17 protein-coding genes are annotated in these 17896 nt (G+C 67.1%); 10 read left to right on the top strand and 7 right to left on the bottom strand.

The features are described 5' to 3' along the window. Positions 1 to 20 precede the first annotated feature (20 nt). Positions 21 to 1493, bottom strand: coding sequence for a transglutaminase domain-containing protein (locus tag QP552_RS01850; RefSeq protein ID WP_286074801.1), 1473 nt, complete (start codon positions 1491 to 1493; stop codon positions 21 to 23). Between the two features lie 132 nt (positions 1494 to 1625). Here QP552_RS01850 and QP552_RS01845 point away from each other — a divergent pair, with 132 nt between their 5' ends. The 6 genes from QP552_RS01845 (at position 1626) to QP552_RS01820 (ending at position 8055) form a co-directional block, all read left to right on the top strand. Continuing rightward, the gene (locus QP552_RS01845) at positions 1626 to 3065 is read left to right on the top strand and encodes an SH3 domain-containing protein (protein WP_286074800.1); all 1440 of its coding nucleotides are present in this window, start codon (positions 1626 to 1628) and stop codon (positions 3063 to 3065) included. Further along, complete coding sequence (locus QP552_RS01840) at positions 3062 to 4156, top strand: dipeptide epimerase (protein WP_286074798.1); 1095 nt, start codon at positions 3062 to 3064, stop codon at positions 4154 to 4156. Before QP552_RS01845 ends, QP552_RS01840 begins: the two co-directional genes overlap by 4 nt. A gap of 541 nt (positions 4157 to 4697) precedes the next feature. Next, a complete protein-coding gene (locus QP552_RS01835) occupies positions 4698 to 5546 on the top strand; it encodes a MurR/RpiR family transcriptional regulator (protein WP_286074796.1) in 849 nt (282 codons plus the stop codon). Between the two features lie 15 nt (positions 5547 to 5561). After that, entirely contained in the window at positions 5562 to 6323 is a 762-nt protein-coding gene (locus QP552_RS01830) for a L,D-transpeptidase family protein (protein ID WP_111204915.1), read from the top strand. Then, a complete protein-coding gene (locus tag QP552_RS01825; protein WP_286074795.1) occupies positions 6320 to 7621 on the top strand; it encodes an amino acid permease in 1302 nt (433 codons plus the stop codon). The genes QP552_RS01830 and QP552_RS01825 overlap by 4 nt, the downstream gene beginning before the upstream one ends. Before the next feature lie 110 nt (positions 7622 to 7731). After that, entirely contained in the window at positions 7732 to 8055 is a 324-nt protein-coding gene (locus QP552_RS01820; RefSeq protein WP_106549725.1) for a hypothetical protein, read from the top strand. Positions 8056 to 8162: 107 nt separating this feature from the next. Here QP552_RS01820 and yiaA read toward each other — a convergent pair whose 3' ends face one another. Continuing rightward, positions 8163 to 8618 (bottom strand): inner membrane protein YiaA, encoded by a 456-nt coding sequence (yiaA, locus tag QP552_RS01815; RefSeq protein WP_049426932.1) that lies wholly within the window; start codon positions 8616 to 8618, stop codon positions 8163 to 8165. A gap of 168 nt (positions 8619 to 8786) precedes the next feature. Here yiaA and QP552_RS01810 point away from each other — a divergent pair, with 168 nt between their 5' ends. Continuing rightward, positions 8787 to 9956 (top strand): PQQ-dependent sugar dehydrogenase, encoded by a 1170-nt coding sequence (locus QP552_RS01810; protein ID WP_286074794.1) that lies wholly within the window; start codon positions 8787 to 8789, stop codon positions 9954 to 9956. Between the two features lie 64 nt (positions 9957 to 10020). On the opposite strand, the gene QP552_RS01805 is transcribed toward QP552_RS01810, so the two are convergent. From QP552_RS01805 to folB, 4 genes are all read right to left on the bottom strand, one after another. Continuing rightward, the gene (locus QP552_RS01805) at positions 10021 to 10566 is read right to left on the bottom strand and encodes a hypothetical protein (protein ID WP_286074793.1); all 546 of its coding nucleotides are present in this window, start codon (positions 10564 to 10566) and stop codon (positions 10021 to 10023) included. A 144-nt stretch (positions 10567 to 10710) separates the two neighbouring features. Beyond that, positions 10711 to 12885 (bottom strand): glycoside hydrolase family 3 N-terminal domain-containing protein, encoded by a 2175-nt coding sequence (locus QP552_RS01800; protein ID WP_106549722.1) that lies wholly within the window; start codon positions 12883 to 12885, stop codon positions 10711 to 10713. A 128-nt stretch (positions 12886 to 13013) separates the two neighbouring features. Beyond that, entirely contained in the window at positions 13014 to 14285 is a 1272-nt protein-coding gene (locus QP552_RS01795) for a mechanosensitive ion channel domain-containing protein (RefSeq protein ID WP_111111350.1), read from the bottom strand. 62 nt (positions 14286 to 14347) lie between these two features. After that, positions 14348 to 14701 (bottom strand): dihydroneopterin aldolase, encoded by a 354-nt coding sequence (gene folB / locus QP552_RS01790; protein WP_010484221.1) that lies wholly within the window; start codon positions 14699 to 14701, stop codon positions 14348 to 14350. A 363-nt stretch (positions 14702 to 15064) separates the two neighbouring features. Between folB and QP552_RS01785 the strand changes: the two genes are divergently transcribed. Continuing rightward, complete coding sequence (locus QP552_RS01785; RefSeq protein WP_106549720.1) at positions 15065 to 15724, top strand: hypothetical protein; 660 nt, start codon at positions 15065 to 15067, stop codon at positions 15722 to 15724. A 33-nt stretch (positions 15725 to 15757) separates the two neighbouring features. On the opposite strand, the gene tsaD is transcribed toward QP552_RS01785, so the two are convergent. Continuing rightward, a complete protein-coding gene (tsaD, locus tag QP552_RS01780; protein WP_106549719.1) occupies positions 15758 to 16783 on the bottom strand; it encodes a tRNA (adenosine(37)-N6)-threonylcarbamoyltransferase complex transferase subunit TsaD in 1026 nt (341 codons plus the stop codon). Between the two features lie 166 nt (positions 16784 to 16949). Here tsaD and rpsU point away from each other — a divergent pair, with 166 nt between their 5' ends. Next, on the top strand, positions 16950 to 17165 hold the full coding sequence (gene rpsU, locus QP552_RS01775) for a 30S ribosomal protein S21 (protein WP_002808376.1): 216 nt from the start codon (positions 16950 to 16952) through the stop codon (positions 17163 to 17165). 133 nt (positions 17166 to 17298) lie between these two features. After that, complete coding sequence (locus QP552_RS01770; RefSeq protein ID WP_106549718.1) at positions 17299 to 17742, top strand: GatB/YqeY domain-containing protein; 444 nt, start codon at positions 17299 to 17301, stop codon at positions 17740 to 17742. Positions 17743 to 17896: the final 154 nt, after the last annotated feature.

Genomic DNA, 17896 nt, shown 5'->3' with positions numbered 1-17896 from the left:
GTGGAATGCGATGTGTCGCGCTAGCGTTGCCCGGCTGGCAGTACCCGCCACTGGAAGTCGTAGCTCCATTGGTCGAAGTACAGGTTGCCGCCTGCCCACTCGGCCTCGCCGCGCTGCGAGTCGACCGTTTCCGAGCGGAAGTGCTGCTTGGCCGGCACCAAGGGCTGGCCGAAATCGTCGTTGAAGGCGATGCGGTAGCCATCGAGGCCACCCAGGTAGTAGTCGCGCAATGCCGGTACATCGCTGGCCAGCGCGCCGGTGGTCACGTCCATTGGCAGCCAGCCGTACGGCGCCAGGTAGACCTGCCCCCAGTCGTGCAGATTGTTGTAACCACTGCCATCGCCGGAGAACACCATGCCCGACTGCCAGCGCGCGGGAATGCCGTTCATGCGCAGCAGCGCGATCAGCAGCAGGGTCTGCTGCCCGCAGTCGGCATGGCCAGCGCGCAAGGCGTAATCGCTGATGTTGCTGAGCGTGGAATACTCACGCGCACCGGCCCACGGAATACGATCGACCGCGGCGAACAGCCTGCGCACCACTTCATACGGGCGCGTCTCGCCCTGCAGCACCTGGTCGGAGAACAGCTTCAGCGCGGGGGTGAAGCGCACGTGCGGCAGCTGCTCGGCCAGGTAAGGCTTCAACGCGGGATCATTCGGCGTGGCCTGCACCTTCGCCGGATCGATCGCGGTGTGCCGCGCGAAGATCGTCACCGCGTAACGGATCTCGAACCGGGTCGGCTTGCCGGCTACGGCTTTGGCTTCCAGGTAGGCGGTGCGCTGAAGGGCACTGGCTGGTGCCACCCGCGCCTTGCCCGGGGCGCTGCCCAGCCACTGCGCCTGTTCCTGCTGCCCCGGGATCTCGCGCGGGTAGGGAATCCATGCGCGCACGGTTTCGCCGGCCGGCACGGCATCGGCCTTCACCGTCAGCGTCTGGGTGAATTCGATGCGCTGTGGCAGCACCCAGGCCTGGCCGCTCTGTTCGGCTGCGGCAACCACGCGCGCGTGGTGTGCATTGAGCACTTCGTTCGGGCCCGGCGCCGGCATTGGTGCATCTGCCCGGCGGCGTGCACGCACTTCGTCACTGAGCAGGAACAGGTTCGACGGTGCGCGCTTGAAGTACCAGCGCATGCCATCGATATCGAGGTGTTCGATCAGGCCGAGCTGGTCCCAGCGCGCGAATTCCTCGTCGCTCAGGTCGGGGATCCAGCGGCGCACGGCGGCCTTGGCGGCCTGCTGGTCAAGGCTGAAATCCAGGCGGATACGGCGCATGCGCTCGCGCTGAAAGGCGCCTTCGGCAGTATTGCCTGCCGTTGCCAGCAGCGCTTCGGCATCGCTGAAACGACCGCTGTCGATCAGGTCGATCACCTGCGTCTGGCGCGCCCGCTGCTGGCTGCTGCGCGCATCCGCCGCCTGCGCGGCCGACGCCCACAGCAGCAGCGCGGCACACAGGCCGGCAGCAGCAGGCAGACGCGGTTTGCGAACGGCAGGATCCACAGCGACACTTCCCCAGCGCGGGTGGTAATGGCTGTGTAACACGGGTCGGGAGACCGGTCAATAATTTATTCTTGCTTTCGCCGGAGAAAGGAATAAATATTCCAACTGGCATTCGAGGAGGGTATGCAGCGCATGATCCTGGCTTCCCGCGCACCGGACCGGCAGTGGCCGCGCCGGTTGACCCTGGCCCTGTGCCTGCTGGCCGCACCGGCCTTCGCACAGGCTGCACCGCCACCTGACCCCGGCGCGCCGCTGCCCTATGTGGTTGGCCTGCACGAGGCCTACCTGACACCGCAGTACTGGGCCGCACGCCTGGACAATGCCGATGCGCCGATCCTGGACCGCGCGCAGATCGACGCTCAGAACGCGCGGATGCGGGCGCAGGACAGCCACATCCAGGACATCGCTTCGCTGCCCGCACAGCTCGATGCCACGCAGGTACGCGCCAGTATCAGCGCATTGTCGCGCTGGCCCGAGCGTGCGCTGTTCAACGAGAAGGGCCAGGCCATCGCCCCGGCGCTACGCAGCGGCGTCCAGGCCAACCTCGGCCTCGATGCGATTCCCGCGCAGGTGACACCGGCCTACGGGCTGGTGGTGAGGCGTGCCGCGCTGCGCACCTTCCCCACCCGCGAGCGCGTCTTCAGCACTGCCGGTGACACCGACATCGACCGCTTCCAGGAATCGGCACTGTTCCCCGGTGACAAGGTTGCCGTGGTCCATCGCAGTGCCGATGGCCATTGGCTGTTCGTGCACAGCGAACGCTACAGTGCGTGGATCGAAGCCGACGCCGTCGCCAGTGGTGACAAGGCCATGGTGCTCGGCTATGGCGCCAAGGGACCGTACCGCATCGTCACCGGCGCCACCGCACAGACCGCCTACAGCCCGGAGGAACCGCGCGTCTCGCGCCTGCAGCTGGACATGGGCGTGCGCCTGCCGGTGCTGGCCGACTGGCCCGCCGCCGAACCGGTGAACGGCCAGCAGGCGCATGCCTCGTGGGTCGTGCAGCTGCCGGTGCGCGAAACCGATGGCCGCCTGAAACTGGTGCCGGCGCTGCTGCCTCGCTCGCAGGACACTTCCGCCGACTACCTGCCGCTCACCCCGCGCCTGCTGCTGCAGCAGGCCTTCAAGTTCCTGGGCGAGCGCTACGGTTGGGGCCACGACTACGACACCCGCGACTGCAGCGGTTTCGTTTCCGAGATCTACCGCAGCTTCGGCGTGCTGCTGCCGCGCAACACCAGCGCACAGGCGATCAGCCCTGCGCTGGACCGCCTGCCCTTCACCGACAAGGTCGGCAAGGCCGCGCGCGACCGTGCGGTCACCGATCTGCAGGTGGGCGACCTGGTCTATATCCCTGGGCACGTGATGATGGCCATCGGCCACGTCGACGGCCGCACCTGGGTCATCCACGATACCGCGGGCGGCAGCTGGTTCGGTGCTGATGGCAAGCGCGTACAGGCCCACCTCAATGGTGTTTCGGTCACGCCGCTGGAGCCGATGATGGCCAGCGATACCGTCCGCTACATCGACCGCATCACCAACATCCAGCGCCTGCGCGCCAAGACTCCTGAATGAAGATCACTGCCATCGAACTGGGCATGCTGCGCGTGCCGCTGAAGACGCCGTTCAAGACCGCCCTGCGCACGGTGGAGACCGTGGAAGACGTGGTCGTACTGATCCGCACCGACACCGGCCACACCGGCTACGGCGAAGCCCCCGCCACCGCAGTGATCACCGGCGACACGCACGGCTCGATCATCGAAGCGATCCGCCACTTCATCGCGCCGCGCCTGATCGGCCAGGACGTGGTCAACCTCAACCGCCTGTGCGGGCTGGTGCAGACCGCGATGGAGCGCAACACCAGCGCCAAGGGCGCGGTGGAGATCGCGCTGTACGACCTGTGGGCGCAGCTGCACGGTGCGCCGCTGTACCAGATGCTCGGTGGCGGCGACCCGGTGATCACCACCGACATCACCATCAGCGTGGACTACATCGACAAGATGGTGGCCGATTCACTGTCGGCGATCGACCGCGGCTTCGAGTCGCTGAAGATCAAGGTCGGCAAGGACATCGGCCTGGACATCGAGCGGGTCAAGGCCATCCACGCCGCCGTGGAAGGCCGCGCACTGCTGCGCCTGGACGCCAACCAGGGCTGGACCGCCAAGCAGGCAGTGCATGCCATGCGTACACTGGAAGAAGCCGGCGTGGTACTGGAACTGCTGGAGCAGCCGGTGAAGGCGGCCGACATCAGCGGCCTGAAGTACGTCACCGACCGCGTCAACACGCCGGTGATGGCCGACGAGAGCGTGTTCAGCCCCAGCCAGGTGATGGACCTGATCCAGCAGCGCGCGGCCGACATCATCAACATCAAGCTGATGAAGACCGGCGGCCTGTCCAACGCGATCCGCATCGCCGACATCGCCGGCATCTACGGCGTGCCGTGCATGATCGGCTGCATGATCGAATCGAGCATCAGCGTGGCCGCCGCCGTGCACCTGGCCGTGGCCAAGAGCGACGTGATCACCAAGGTCGACCTGGACGGTCCGTCGCTAGGCCAGTTCGACCCGGTCAGCGGCGGCGTGCATTTCAACGAATCGGAGATCAGCATCAGCGATGTGCCGGGGCTGGGCATCACCGAAGTGCGCGGGCTGGAGATGCTGGGTTGAACCGATCAGTCGAGCATGGCTCGACTCTACAGGGACCATGGGTGACTGACGCCTGGTCGGGCGTTACTTTTCTTTTCGCGAAAAGAAAAGTAACCAAAAGAAACGCTTCGCCGGCCGCGAGCCGACGTGCTGCGCACGTCGGTGCCCTGCGGTGCTCGGCTCGCTTGAAGGCGGACTCAACAGCAGCTCAGGGTAGATCCACGCCATGCGTGGATGCTTTTGCTCTTGCTTTTGCTCTACCCCGTATCCCCTTCGCGGCTGGCACGCGCGCGATCTGTCCGGGGTCGGGCGGGTGGGGCTTGCAGGGGTGTCCGCGCCATGGGCCCGAGGCATGCCTCGGGCGGGTTGGGCAGGACGCCCAACCCCGGTCTTGCCGTTTGCGCAGGACAGCGCAAACGAGCAAGCGCGGCCAAGCCTCCATGGACGGATTCACGGCGTCCCCTGCAAACCCCACCCGCCAGACTCACTCCATGACCTGCTCTACGCTGCCAACCGCAACGCGTTCCCCTATGCTCCAACGCACGCCCCTCGGACACCCCGCATGCCGCCCCTGCTGAAGATCCGTTCCGAGCGCGGGCAGATGTCGGCCATCGAGCGCCGCATCGCCGACTTCATCCTCGACAACGCCCACCTGCTGCGTGACTACTCGTCCCAGCAGCTGGCCAGTGCGCTCGGCATCAGCCAGTCCAGCGTGGTGAAGTTCAGCCAGAAGCTCGGCTTCAAGGGCTACCCGGACCTGAAGTACTCCATCGGCCAGGATGTCGCCCGTGCTGGCGCCGATCCGCAGCAGGCGCCCAGCGAACCCGACAGCAGCGATGACTACCTGCGCCTGGGCGACGCCCTGCGCCGCAGCAAGGCGCAGGCCGAAGAGGAAACCCGCCAGGCCAACCCGCGCGAAGAGATCGAGCGCATCGTGCAGCTGCTCGACGGCGCGCCCAAGCTGTTCGTCCATGGCCTGGGTGATGATGGCCTGTTCGCCCGCGAGTTCGCCATGCGGCTGTCGCTGCTCGGCCTGCTGGTGGTACCGCACACCGACCCGATCCTGATGCTGGCCAACCTGTCGGCCGCGCGCCCCGGCGATGCGCTGCTGGTGTTCTCCGAATTCGGCAACCTGCCGCAGCTTTCGCAGCTGTCGCGCCAGTTCCAGGACATGGGTGGCAAGGTGATTTCCATCACCCGCCACACCGCCAACCCGTTGCGCGCGCATGCTGACGCAGCACTGGTGGTGTGTGCGCACGATCGCACGCCGCAGGTCGCGCAGCTGCTGTACCGTAGCGCCATGCATGCCCTGCTCGATTTCCTGTTCGTGCTGCTCTGCCACGCCAATCCGGACCGCCAGCAGCAGCTGGCGGTGAACCTGGAGCGGATCGACCACCTGCTGGATTCCTGACCGGAGCACCTGTTGATGAAATCGCTGGTCCGTCTCGCTACCGCTGCGTTGCTGCTTGCTGCAGCGGTGTCCGTCCACGCCGCGCCGCTGGATGGCGCGCGCCAGCTGATCGTGGTCACCAGCGATGGCTGGGACAGCACCCAGGGACAGCTGCAGGCCTATGTGCGCGATGGCAAGGGCTGGCATGCGCATGGACAGGCGTTCCCGGTGGCGCTTGGCCGCACCGGCAGTGCGTGGGGCCTGGGCCTGCACCCGGCGCAGGCCGACGGCCCGCAGAAGCAGGAAGGCGATGGCCGCAGCCCTGCGGGCGTGTTCGCGCTCGGCAGCGCGTTCGGCTATGCCGTCACACGCCCAGGCACGGCCATGGCCTACCAACCGATGCTCGAAAGCAGCTACTGCATGGACGTGCCTGGCTCGCCGTTCTACAACCGCATCGTCGATGAAAGGAAAGTCGGCAGTGCAGCGATCAAGGGCTCCACCGAGCCCATGCGGCTGGACCTGCACAACAAGGGCGACGTGCGCTACCAGGAAGGCTTCGTGATCGCCCACAATCCGGACAACCAGCCCGGCAAGGGCAGCTGCATCTTCGCCCACCTGTGGCGCCAGCCGGGTGAGGCCACCGCCGGCTGCACCGCCATGCCGCAAGCGCGCATGCAGGCCCTGCTGGACTGGTTGCGGCCGCAGGATGCGCCGCGCTTCGTGCTGCTGCCGCGCGCCGAGTACACACGCCTGCAGGCTCAGTGGCAGCTGCCCGCACTGCGCGGAGATGCCCGTTGAGCGCGCAGGACGAACCGCAGCTGCAGCGCGCGGTCAGCCGCTGGCAGATCGTCGGCCTGTCGATCAACGATGTGATCGGCAGCGGCATCTACCTGCTGCCGGCCGCCACCGTCGCCCTGCTCGGCCCGTTCAGCCTGTGGGGCGTGGTCGCCGCCGGCATCGTCGTCGCGCTGCTGGTGCTGTGCTACGCGCAGGCCGCCAGCTACTTCGATGAACCCGGTGGCAGCTACCTGTATGCCCGTGAGGCGTTCGGGCGCTTCGCCGGATTCGAGATCGGCTGGATGATCTGGCTGACCCGCATCAGCTCGGCGGCCGCATTGAGCAATGCGCTGGCCGATGCGGTCGCGCGCTTCTGGCCGTGGGCCGGTGCCGGCATGGGGCGTATCGCGATCATCGTGGTGTCGCTGGGCTTCCTGACCGGCGTCAACATCATCGGCGTGCGCTCGGCCGCGCGGACCGGCGTGGTGCTGGTGATCGGCAAGATGCTGCCGCTGCTGCTGTTCGTGGCCATCGGTGCGTTCTACATCGACCCGCAGCTGGCGTTCTCCGGCCAGCGCCCGGACCCGCATGACCTGCAGCGCATGGGGGAAGCCGCATTGCTGCTGCTGTACGCCTACGCCGGTTTCGAGAACATTCCGGCCGCGGCCGGCGAGTACCGCAATCCGCGCCGCGATATTCCGTTCGCGCTGATCACCATGATCATCACCGTCACCGTCATCTACGGCGCGGTGCAGGTGGTGGCCCAAGGCACGCTGGCCGGCCTGTCCAGCTCGGCCACGCCGCTGGCCGATGCCGCCGCCGGCTTCGGTGGCGAGGCGCTGGCGCTGATCCTGACCGTCGGCGCCACCATCTCCATCCTCGGCACCAACAGCAACACGATGATGATGGGCCCGCGCTTCCTGTTCGCGCTGGCCCGCGATGGCTACGGCCCGAAGATCCTGGCGCAGGTGCATCCGCGCTTCCACACCCCGGCCGCGTCCATCATGTGCCAGGGTTTGATCGCACTCGGGCTGGCGCTGTCCGGCTCGTTCGTGCAGCTGGCGCTGCTGTCGATGACCACGCGCCTGTTCGCCTACATCGGTACGGCGGCTGCGGTGCTGGTGCTGGCCAAGCGCTACGCGGACCGGCCCGGTGCACTGAAACTACCCGGTGGTCCGCTGATTCCGGTGCTGGCGCTGCTGCTGTGCCTTGCACTGTTCGCCAGTGCCAGCTGGCAGAACATTGCAGCGGCGCTGGTGGCGTTCGCCATCGGCGCGGTGATCTACAAGCTGCCGCGCAAGGATACCGACGCCGGGTGACCGGTAGCGCCGGGCCATGCCCGGCGGATTGATCTGGCGATCACGCTGCCGGACCGGGCCGTTAACCGCCACGCAGGCACGATCAGGCTTCGTCCACAACGGAGCCTTCCATGACCGAGTACCAGATCCCCGGCCGCGTACCGGACGACAGCACGCCGCGCGATGCGGTCAGCAACTACTGGCGCGAACGCTACACGGCCGAGCCCTACTATGACGACCAGTTGTTCTTCGAGGACTACGAGCCGGCCTACCGCATCGGCCACGCCGCGCGTGCGCAGGACATGATCCGCGCCTACGAACAGGTCGAAGCTGAACTGGAGTCGCGCTGGGCCAGCGAGCGTGGCCGCAGCCGGCTGGAATGGGCGCAGGCACGCAATGCGGCGCGCCGTGGCTGGGAAGATGCACAGCTGGCGGATCCGCAGTTGAAGCGATAGCGCCAGGCTTTTGTAGAGCCGAGCCCACGCTCGGCTCGCGCACCACGTCTGTAGAGTCGAGCCATGCTCGACTGAGCCGAGCATGGCTCGGCTCTACACCGGATCGATCACTCCTGTTCCGGCAGCGGTGGCACGACCGCGCTGCGCTTGCTTTCACCGCCACCGGCGGCGATCAGGTCGCGGGTGTTCTTCTGCACCGCCACTGCACCGAACAGCGACAGCGCGTAGGCCATGCCGTAGAAGCCCTTCTCGCTCGACGCCAGGGTGGCGTTCCACAGGCCGACCAGCAGCAGCATCAGCGCCGACAGCAACGCGAACCAGCACAGCGCGTAGTACAGCGCGCTCACCGGAATGCCCTCGACGCGGTCACGCACACTTTTCTGAAGCGACACCGCCGCGAACAGGCCGAACAGCAGCAGGGTCAGGTAATAGCCCTTTTCGTTGAGCGCCATCGTGGCGGCGTTGAACAGGCCGATCAGGTAGGCCGCCGCGCCCAGCAGCAGGGCCACCCACGAGGCGGCGATGAAGGCGGTGGACGGCTTGTGGGGCATGGCAGTGTTCATTGCAGATCCTTGGCAGGCAGACGGGCACGCTTTGCCCGGGCGTGCCCACCCTAGACGATCCCGCCGCCGTCGCACAGGGGGCGCAGGACCTTCGGGCCACGACGATCACGCCTCCAGTGGTATACAAGGGACAGCCCGGCCATCCGCATCCCCGCCCTGGAGATACCCATGACCCGCATGCCCCTGCTGCTCGCCTTCGGCCTGGTGCCGATCCTCGCCACCTCTGCCTGCAATGCCGCCGACCCGGCCGGCAATGGCGCCCAGGCCGCCGCGCCCGCAGCCTCCACCGCCGTCGACCAGCGTCCGTTCACCGCCACTGAAGTCAGCCGTTTCGACCAGCCGTGGGCGATGACCTTCCTGCCCGATGGCAGCCTGCTGGTCACCGAAAAGCGCGGCAAGCTGCAGCATCTGGACCTGGCCAGCGGCCAGAAGCATGAGATCACCGGCGTTCCGAAGGTCGCTTACGGCGGCCAGGGCGGCTTCGGTGACGTGATCCTGCACCCGCAATTCGCGAGCAACCACGTGATCTACCTCAGCTATGCCGAGGAAGGCACGCTGGACACCCGCGGCGCTGCCGTGGCCCGTGCCACGCTGGCGCTGGATGCCGACGGTGCCGGCCAGCTGAAGGACCTGAAGGTGATCTGGCGGCAGAGCCCGAAGGTCAGCGGTGAGGGCCACTACGGCCATCGCCTCGCCTTCGGCCCGGACGGCAAGCTGTGGATCAGCTCCAGCGAGCGCCAGAAATTCGATCCGGCGCAGGACATGGGCGGCAACCTCGGCAAGATCATCCGCCTCAATGATGATGGCAGCCTGCCCGCTGACAACCCGTTCGCCTCGCAGGGCGGCGTGGCCGCGCAGGTGTGGTCGCTGGGCCACCGCAACATCCTCGGCATGGCCTTCGATGCCAATGGCAAGCTGTGGGCGCATGAAATGGGCCCGGCCGGCGGCGACGAACTGAACCTGATCGTGCGCGGCGCCAACTATGGCTACCCGATCGTCTCCAACGGCGACCACTACGACGGGCGCCCGATTCCCGACCACGACACCCGCCCGGAATTCGCTGCACCCAAGGTGACCTGGACGCCGGTGATCTCGCCGGCCGGCTTCGTGATCTACAGCGGCAGCCTGTTCCCGCAGTGGAAGGGCAGCGGCTTCATCGGTGGGCTGTCGTCGACCTCGCTGGTGCGCGTGGCCTTTGATGGCGACAGCGCGCGCGAAGCCGAACGCTTCAACATGGGCGAGCGCATCCGCGAAGTGGAACAGGGCCCGGATGGCGCCCTGTGGCTGCTGGAAGACGGCAGCAAGGCGCGCCTGCTGAAGCTGACACCGAAGGCCTGAGGTCGCGCCGGCCGCCGGTCGGCACGTCTCTCCGCAACGGCCCCGCACACGGGGCCGTCTGCATTCACTGGATGGTGATGACCTTCACCTCGGTCTGCGTGCAGGCCTTGTCCAGGCACGTTCCGTTCAACCACACCTGTCCATCGCCAATCATCACGCCCTGCTGGTTGACAAAGACCTTGCCGAAGTCCTGTTCGGACACCGCCTTGATCACCGCCGGGGTGATGATCTTCTCGTAGTTGCGCTGGAACTCACCGGGGCCGGTGATCTTCTTGCCGCCAGCGATGTTCAGCGGGAAGCGCACTTCCTCCACCACGGCAGCGCGGTCACCACCGGCCACGGCGGTCTTGAACGCGTTGAACACCTTTTCGTACTGCGCTGCATCGCCAAGCAGCGACTCGATGCGCGCGCGAGCGTCTTCGGCAGGCGCTTCCGCTGCGGGCGCGGCCGGTGCGGCGGCGGTGGGTTCAGCGGCAGGTGCAGCAGGTGTCGCCGGGGCACTGGCCTCCATCGGCGGCGGTGCATCCACCGCAGGCTCGGCCGGTGGCGCCACCGGCTGCGAACAGGCCGCCAGCAACAGGGCGGGAATCAGACAAGCCATCCGGCGCATGCGCGCACTCCATCGAATCAGGGAGCCCGATGGTAGCGCCGGGCCAGGCCCGGCGTGTTCGTGCAATGTGAGCGCAGCAACGCCGGGCATGGCCCGGCGCTACCGCTTGCCGTAGATCCACGCCATGCGTGGATGAGGGCGCAATCAGCCCTTCAGCAGCTCGAACTGCACCGCTTCACCGGCGGCCGACGAGGCGCAGACCCACACGTCGAACACACCCGGCTCGGCGCGCAACACGCCGTCACGGCCGGTGAAGGCCAGCTGCTCGCGGGTCAGGCTGAACACCACCTCGGTGGACTCGCCCGGCTGCAGTGCCACCTTGCGGAAGTCCTTCAGTTCGCGCACCGGGCGCACGCGGCTGGCCACGCGATCATGGATGTACAGCTGCACCACTTCCTCACCGGCCACGTCGCCGCGGTTGGTCAGCGTGGTGGTGAGGGTCAGGGTGTCGTCCCAGCCGAGCTGGGCCGCACTCAGCTGCGGTACGCCGTAGGCAAAGGTGGTGTAGCCGATGCCGTGGCCGAACGGGTACAGCGGCTCGTTGGGAATCTCGCGCCAGCGGGCCTTGAACTCCGACATGGTCGGCAGTTCCGGGCGGCCGGTGCGCGGGTGGTTGTAGAAGTACGGCTGCTGGCCGGACACCTGCGGGAAGCTGACCGGCAGGCGGCCGGACGGGCTGTAGTCGCCGAACAGCACATCGGCCACGGCGTGGCCGGTCTGCGTGCCCAGGTACCAGGTCACCGCCACCGCCTGTGCATTGCGCACCGCACCCTGCAGTGCCAGCGCGCGGCCGTTGCGCAGCAGTACCACCAGCGGCTTGCCGGTCATCGCCACCGCCTCGGCCAGTGCCTGCTGGGCCGGCGGCAGGGTGATCTCCACGCGCGACTGCGCCTCACCGCTGTAGCGCTGCGGTTCGCCCAGCGCCAGCACCACCACGTCGGCGCGCAGCGCGGCGGCCACGGCCGCTTCGGTGCCGCCCGGAATCGCGGTTTCCAGATCACAGCCGGGCACGATCTCCAGCAGCGCTTCATCGCCGATGGCGGCACGCACACCGGTTTCCAGGTCCACATAGCGCTGCTTGTCGCCGAACAGGGTCCAGCAGCCTTCGATGTTCTCGCGGTCCTGCACGAACGGGCCGATCAGCGCGATCTTCTGCCCGTTCTTCTGCAACGGCAGCACGTTGTCGCGGTTGTTCAGCAGCACGATCGAACGACGCGCGGCGTCGCGCGACAATTCGTCATGGGCGGCAATGTGCGAGGTGTCGGCTTCGCGCGCCGGGTCCAGCGAACGGTACGGGTCGTCGAAGAGGCCGATGGTTTCCTTCAGCCACAGGATGCGGCGCACGCCTTCATCCAGCACCGCCATCGGCACTTCGCCGCTCTCGACCAGGCCCGGCAGGTGCTCGGCGTAGAAGCCGCTCTGCATGCTCAGGTCCAGGCCGGCGGTGAACGCCTTTGCGGTCGCATCGCGGTCGTCGGCGGCATAGCCGTGCGCCACCAGTTCCATGTCGGCGGTGTAGTCGGAGATCACCACGCCCGGGAACTTCCACTCCCCGCGCAGGATGTCGGTCAGCAGTTCAGCATTGGCGCTGGCCGGCACGCCGTTGATGTCGTTGAACGAGGACATCACGGTGATCGCGCCGGCGTCGAAGGCGGCCTTGAACGGCGGCAGGTGCACGTCGCGCAGGGTCTGCGGCGAGATGTCCACCATGTTGTATTCCATGCCGGCCATCACCGCGCCATAGGCGGCGAAATGCTTGGGCGTGGCCAGCAGCGAATCGGCCGCGCGCAGGTCGTTGCCCTGGAAGCCGCGCACACGGGCGGCGGCGAACGCACAGCCCAGCACCACGTCCTCACCGGCACCTTCGGCGCCACGGCCCCAGCGCTGGTCGCGGGCGATATCCACGGCCGGTGCGTAGGTCCAGTGCAGGCCGGCGGCGGTGGCCTCGATGGCGGTGGCGCGCGCGGTGCGCTCGGCCAGGTCCGGCTCGAAGCTGGCGGCCTCGCCCAGCGGAATCGGGAACACGGTGCGCATGCCGTGGATGACGTCGGCGGCCAGGATCACCGGGATGCCCAGCCGGCTTTCCTCGGTGGCGACCTGCTGGATACGGCGGCCCAGTTCGGCGCCGACACCGTTGAACAGCGAGCCGACCTTGCCCTCGCGCACCTGCTGCAGCACCTGGTCGGCATTGCGCACGTTGGCTTCCGGGTTCACGTCCGGGGCGAACGGGCGGACCATGTCCGCGAAGACACCCAGCTGGCCGACCTTTTCCTCGACGGTCATCTGGGCAATGAGGGATTCGATGCGATCGGAGGCCACCAGCAGTCCTTGATGAAAACGTTTACAAGCCCGGCATTCTAGCGATCCCGAGCCATTTGGCGAGAGGTTTCGTCATTCAGTTTCAGGCTCCAGCCGGATCCGTACGGTCCGGCCGGAGGCATCGCAGCTTACTCCGAGCCGGCCAGCTGGCGCTGCCCGGCCATCAACATGGCGTCACTGGAGGCCTGGAACACCCGCAGCCCGAAGGCCGGCAGGATCGCCAGCAGGTGGTCGAAGATGTCCGACTGCACCGCCTCGTACTCGCCCCAGGCGGTGCTGCGGGTGAAGCAGTACAGCTCCAGCGGCAGGCCCTCGGTGGTCGGCTGCAGCTGCCGCACCAGCAGGGTCATGTCGGTGTGGATGCCCGGATGGCTGCGCAGGTAGCGCTCAACGTAAGCGCGGAAGGTGCCCAGGTTGGTCACCCGGCGGCTGTTGACCTCGGCCACGCCCTGCTCGCGCAGGCGCCCGTTCCACTGCCCCAGCTCCTGTTCCTTGTCCTGCAGGTAGTCTCGCAGCAGCGCGAACTGGCCGAGGAAGGCCAGGTCGCCCTCGTCCAGGAAGCCGACGCTGTGCTGGTCCAGGTACAGCGCGCGCTTGATGCGGCGGCCACCGGCCTCCTGCATGCCGCGCCAGTTCTTGAACGACTCGGTCACCAGCTTCTTGGTCGGGATGGTGGTGATGGTCTTGTCGAAGTTCTGCACGGTGACGGTGTGCAGCGCGATGTCGATGACATCACCGTCGGCGTTCTGGCTGGGCATCTCGATCCAGTCACCGATGCGCACGCGGCCGTCGCCACTGATCTGCACGCTGGCCACCAGCGACAGGATGGTGTCCTGGAAGATCAGCATCAGCACTGCGGTGGCCGCGCCGAGGCCGGTGACCAGCGGGCCCAGCGCTACGCCCAGCAGGGTAGCGACGATCGACAGGCCGGCGGCCACGAACACCACGATCTTGACCACCTGCAGGTAGCCCTTGATCGGCTTGTTGCGCGCATCGGGCTTGCGCTCGTACAGGCTGTTGGCCGCGTCCAGCGCATGCGAAAACGCCATCGACACCGTCAGCACGGCCCACACGATGCACAGCTTGATGATGACGTTGACCAGGCCGGGCGGCAGATCAGGTATCAGGGTGATGCCCGAGGCGATCACCTGGCTGGGCACCACGTTGGACAGGCGCGAAATCACCCGCATCACGTGGCTGCCACGCCCGGACTCGGCACCCGGCAGGCGCTGCAGCAGGCGCCGCAGGCCACGCACGAGGATGCGCTTGGTCACCCAGTTGGCCAGGCTGGCTGCGATCAGCAGGGCCGAAATCATCAACGCCAGGTAGGCGCCGGGATAGGGTTCCAGTGTGTTCTGCAGCTTTTCCAGCCACTGTACCGCCACCACCGCGTCCACCATCAGTTGTCTCCTGTCTGTTTCGTTGTTGCCAAGGTTGCCGGCCGCTGGCCGGGTTTACCGGGTCAGTCGCGCGTGCGTTCGATGATCACGCCCACCGCGCGCGCGCCGCGCACCGCACCGGGCTTGCTCAGCTTCAGGCGCAGCCACTTCACGTCGAACTCCTCCAGCACGATCTGCGCGCAGCGCTCGGCCAGGGTTTCGACCAGGCCGAATTCCGATTCGCGCACGAACTGCTCCAGGCGCTTGCTCACCGCCTTGTAGTTCAGGGTGTGGGCGATGTCGTCGGTGGCCGCGGGGCGGCGGTTGTCGAAGCCCATTTCCAGGTCGAACACCAGGTCCTGGCGGATCCGTCGCTCCCAATCGTAGATACCGATCAGGGCGTCGATCGTCAGCCCCTCGATGAAAACCTTGTCCATTGCGCTTACCCGCCCGAATACAGGGGGCCATGGTAACGGCACGGCGGTGACCCTGCCCGGAACGGGCGATGGGTGGCCGGCACGGGGCGGCCTGGAAAAGACAAAGGGCCCCGCTAGCGGGGCCCTTTGGTACTACCGTTTGTCCCCGGGGGGAGCTTTCTAAAGCCGCGAGTCCCGGTGGCGCATGTACCCAGACTAGTCAGTGAGCCAATGGCGGGTCAAGGCCAATCACGACAACGCAGCGGGAGGCATTCCTCCCAGCCGCAACGCGGAAAACCGGTCATGCGAACAAGGGGGTTGCCTGATGGTGATCGCCTCCCTGCGTGGCCAACATCGATTCTTCCTTCAACACCACGCACAACGATGGCTGCATACGATGCACTGAGGCGCGCGTTGTCAGCAGAGCGTCTGTCGACTTACGAGAGAATTGCATCGACCTGCAGCCCTGATGTCACTGCCGATTCCTTGTACGTCTGGAACATGCGGATGTGCGGTGCACTGATGATGCCCGTGCATCTTTGCGAAGTAGTCACCCGCAACGCGGCGGCCACGGTGCTCGCCCGGCAGCACGGCCCGCGCTGGCCCTGGAATGCGGCCTTCCGGCGCAGGCTGCCGACATCGTCATCCGCCTCGGCGAGAGCCGCGTTGGAACAGGTCGCCGGCCGCGCGACGGAGACACCCGAAATCGTCGCCAATCTGCCCATGGTGTTCTGGCAGCAGCTCTTCACCTGCCGCTTCGACGCCACATTATGGATACCTGCACTTGGTGGGGTTCTACGTCATGCGCCTTCGGCGCATCCCAGTGTCATCCGGAAAGCCATCCACGCAGACATTGGACGCATCCGCCACCTGCGCAACCGCATCGCGCACCACGAACCCATCCTGGAACGCGACATCGGCGCCGACCTGGCCGCGATCGGGCGGCTGATCCACGCCCGCTGCCCCCATACGCTGGGCTGGTTGCAGCGCCATGAGCGGGCGACGACGGTGTTGGCGGCGTCGCCGTTGGCAAGGCGTCGGTGATACGTTCGCCGGGCATGGCCCGGCGCTACCGGATCACACCGCCGGCAGGGTCGCCATGTCCCAGCGCGGGGTCACGTCCACCTTCGGCGGGCTGTGCTGGCCGGCCTGCAGGCGCAGCGCGCCGGCGAAGGCAATCATCGCGCCATTGTCGGTGCACAGTGCGGGGCGCGGGAAACAGGCGCGGCCGCCCAGGCGCTCGGCCATCTGCTGCAGGCGCGCGCGCAGGCGCTTGTTGGCGCCGACGCCGCCGGCCACCACGATCACATTGGTGCCGGCCGCTTCCAGCGCGCGCTCGCACTTGATCGACAGGGTCTCGACCACGGCATCTTCAAAGCCGCGGGCGATGTCGGCGCGGGTCTGCTCGCTCTGGTCGCTGTCGCGCCAGGCCATCAGGACCTGGGTTTTCAGGCCGGAGAAGCTGAAATCCAGCCCGGGGCGGTCGGTCATCGGCCGCGCGAAGCGGTACGCGCCCGGCGTCCCCTGCTCGGCCAGCTTGGCCAGCTGCGGGCCGCCCGGGTACGGCAGGCCCATCAGCTTGGCAGTCTTGTCGAAGGCCTCGCCGGCCGCGTCGTCCAGGGTCTCGCCCAGCAGGCGGTACTGGCCGATGGCGTCCACGGCCACCAGCTGGGTATGGCCGCCGGACACCAGCAGTGCCACGAACGGCGCTTCCGGCGGGTCGTCTTCCATCAGCGGGGCCAGCAGGTGGCCTTCCATATGGTGTACGCCCACCGCCGGCACCTCCAGCGCCCAGGCCAGCGATCGGGCCACGCCGGCGCCCACCAGCAGCGCGCCCACCAGGCCGGGACCGGCCGTGTAGGCCACCCCGTCGATGTCGCCCACGCCGAGGCCGGCCTCGGCCAGGGTCTGGCGCACCAGCGGCAGCAGCTTGCGGACGTGGTCGCGACTGGCCAGCTCGGGCACTACACCGCCGTACTCGGCATGCAGGGCGATCTGGCTGTAGACCGCATGGGCGCGCAGGGCAGCGCTGCCGGCCAGGTCGGTGTCATACACCGCCACGCCGGTCTCATCACAGGAAGATTCGATGCCAAGGACTCGCATGCCTGCTATTATGACGCCCCTGCCGCTCCCTCGGGGGATGTGCAGATCTCACTGCTTTCGAACTTCCGGCCCGTATTCAGGGTTGGCCGCTTGCAGTTTGTCTATTCGCCGCTATAATGTGCGGCTCGCCGGGCGTGACCCGGTTCTACTGTGTCCCGGAGATTCCATGCCCAGCGTCAAAGTCCGCGAGAACGAGCCCTTCGAGTTTGCTCTTCGCCGCTTCAAGCGCACTTGCGAAAAGGCCGGTGTGCTGGCCGAAACCCGCAAGCGCGAGTTCTACGAAAAGCCGACCCAGGAGCGCAAGCGCAAGGCCGCCGCTGCTGTGAAGCGTCAGCTGCGCCGCTCGTCGCGCGACGTCACCAAGCGTCAGCGCCTGTACTGATCGGACGCATCTTCATTGCGGCAGGCTTGCCTGTCGCGATGGAGCCGAAGCCGGCACGCGCGAGCGTCGCCGGCTTTTTGCGTTTCCGGGTTCGGGCATCCGCCCCGCCCCACCTACCACCACGAGGTTCCTCATGAGCATGAAGCAGCAGCTCACCGACGACATGAAGGCCGCCATGAAGGCGGGCGAGAAGCACAAGCTGGGCGTGATCCGCCTGATCAACGCCGCCATCAAGCAGCGCGAAGTGGACGAGCGCATCGAGCTGGACGATACCGCCGTGATCGCCGTACTCGACAAGATGGTCAAGCAGCGCAAGGACTCGGTCAGCCAGTTCGAAGCCGCCAACCGTGAAGACCTGGCCGAGATCGAGCGCGCCGAGATCGTGGTCATCGAAGCCTACCTGCCGGCCAAGATGGGCGAAGCCGAGATCGTGGCCGCCATCCAGGCCGCCATTGCCGAGACCGGTGCTTCCGGCCCGGCCGACATGGGCAAGCTGATGGGTTCGCTGAAGCCCAAGCTCGCCGGCCAGGCCGACATGGGCCTGGTGTCCAAGCTGGTCAAGCAGCTGCTGGCGTAAGCCATTGCCGGGGTCGGATCCCTTTCGCATCGCGGAAGGGCTCTGACCCCATTGATGCACCCGCTTCACCGCTCCTTCGACCCCCGGCTGCTACAACATCCCCATGGTCGAGCAATCGCACTCCCCCGCCGACACGCGCCCCCACGGTTTTCCT

The sequence above is a fragment of the Stenotrophomonas sp. 59 genome, from assembly GCF_030291095.1.
Lineage (GTDB): Bacteria > Pseudomonadota > Gammaproteobacteria > Xanthomonadales > Xanthomonadaceae > Stenotrophomonas > Stenotrophomonas maltophilia_Q.
Note: the sequence above shows the minus strand (reverse complement) of the source record. Positions and strands in the feature narration are given on the sequence as shown.

Coding starts and splice junctions, on each gene's coding strand:
- QP552_RS01845 (WP_286074800.1), top strand. CDS start 1,626: ATGATCCTGGCTTCCCGCGCACCGGACCGGCAGTGGCCGCGCCGGTTG.
- QP552_RS01840 (WP_286074798.1), top strand. CDS start 3,062: ATGAAGATCACTGCCATCGAACTGGGCATGCTGCGCGTGCCGCTGAAG.
- QP552_RS01835 (WP_286074796.1), top strand. CDS start 4,698: ATGCCGCCCCTGCTGAAGATCCGTTCCGAGCGCGGGCAGATGTCGGCC.
- QP552_RS01830 (WP_111204915.1), top strand. CDS start 5,562: ATGAAATCGCTGGTCCGTCTCGCTACCGCTGCGTTGCTGCTTGCTGCA.
- QP552_RS01820 (WP_106549725.1), top strand. CDS start 7,732: ATGACCGAGTACCAGATCCCCGGCCGCGTACCGGACGACAGCACGCCG.
- yiaA (WP_049426932.1), bottom strand. CDS start 8,618: ATGAACACTGCCATGCCCCACAAGCCGTCCACCGCCTTCATCGCCGCC.
- QP552_RS01810 (WP_286074794.1), top strand. CDS start 8,787: ATGACCCGCATGCCCCTGCTGCTCGCCTTCGGCCTGGTGCCGATCCTC.
- QP552_RS01805 (WP_286074793.1), bottom strand. CDS start 10,566: ATGCGCCGGATGGCTTGTCTGATTCCCGCCCTGTTGCTGGCGGCCTGT.
- QP552_RS01795 (WP_111111350.1), bottom strand. CDS start 14,285: ATGGTGGACGCGGTGGTGGCGGTACAGTGGCTGGAAAAGCTGCAGAAC.
- folB (WP_010484221.1), bottom strand. CDS start 14,701: ATGGACAAGGTTTTCATCGAGGGGCTGACGATCGACGCCCTGATCGGT.
- QP552_RS01785 (WP_106549720.1), top strand. CDS start 15,065: ATGGCTGCATACGATGCACTGAGGCGCGCGTTGTCAGCAGAGCGTCTG.
- tsaD (WP_106549719.1), bottom strand. CDS start 16,783: ATGCGAGTCCTTGGCATCGAATCTTCCTGTGATGAGACCGGCGTGGCG.
- rpsU (WP_002808376.1), top strand. CDS start 16,950: ATGCCCAGCGTCAAAGTCCGCGAGAACGAGCCCTTCGAGTTTGCTCTT.
- QP552_RS01770 (WP_106549718.1), top strand. CDS start 17,299: ATGAGCATGAAGCAGCAGCTCACCGACGACATGAAGGCCGCCATGAAG.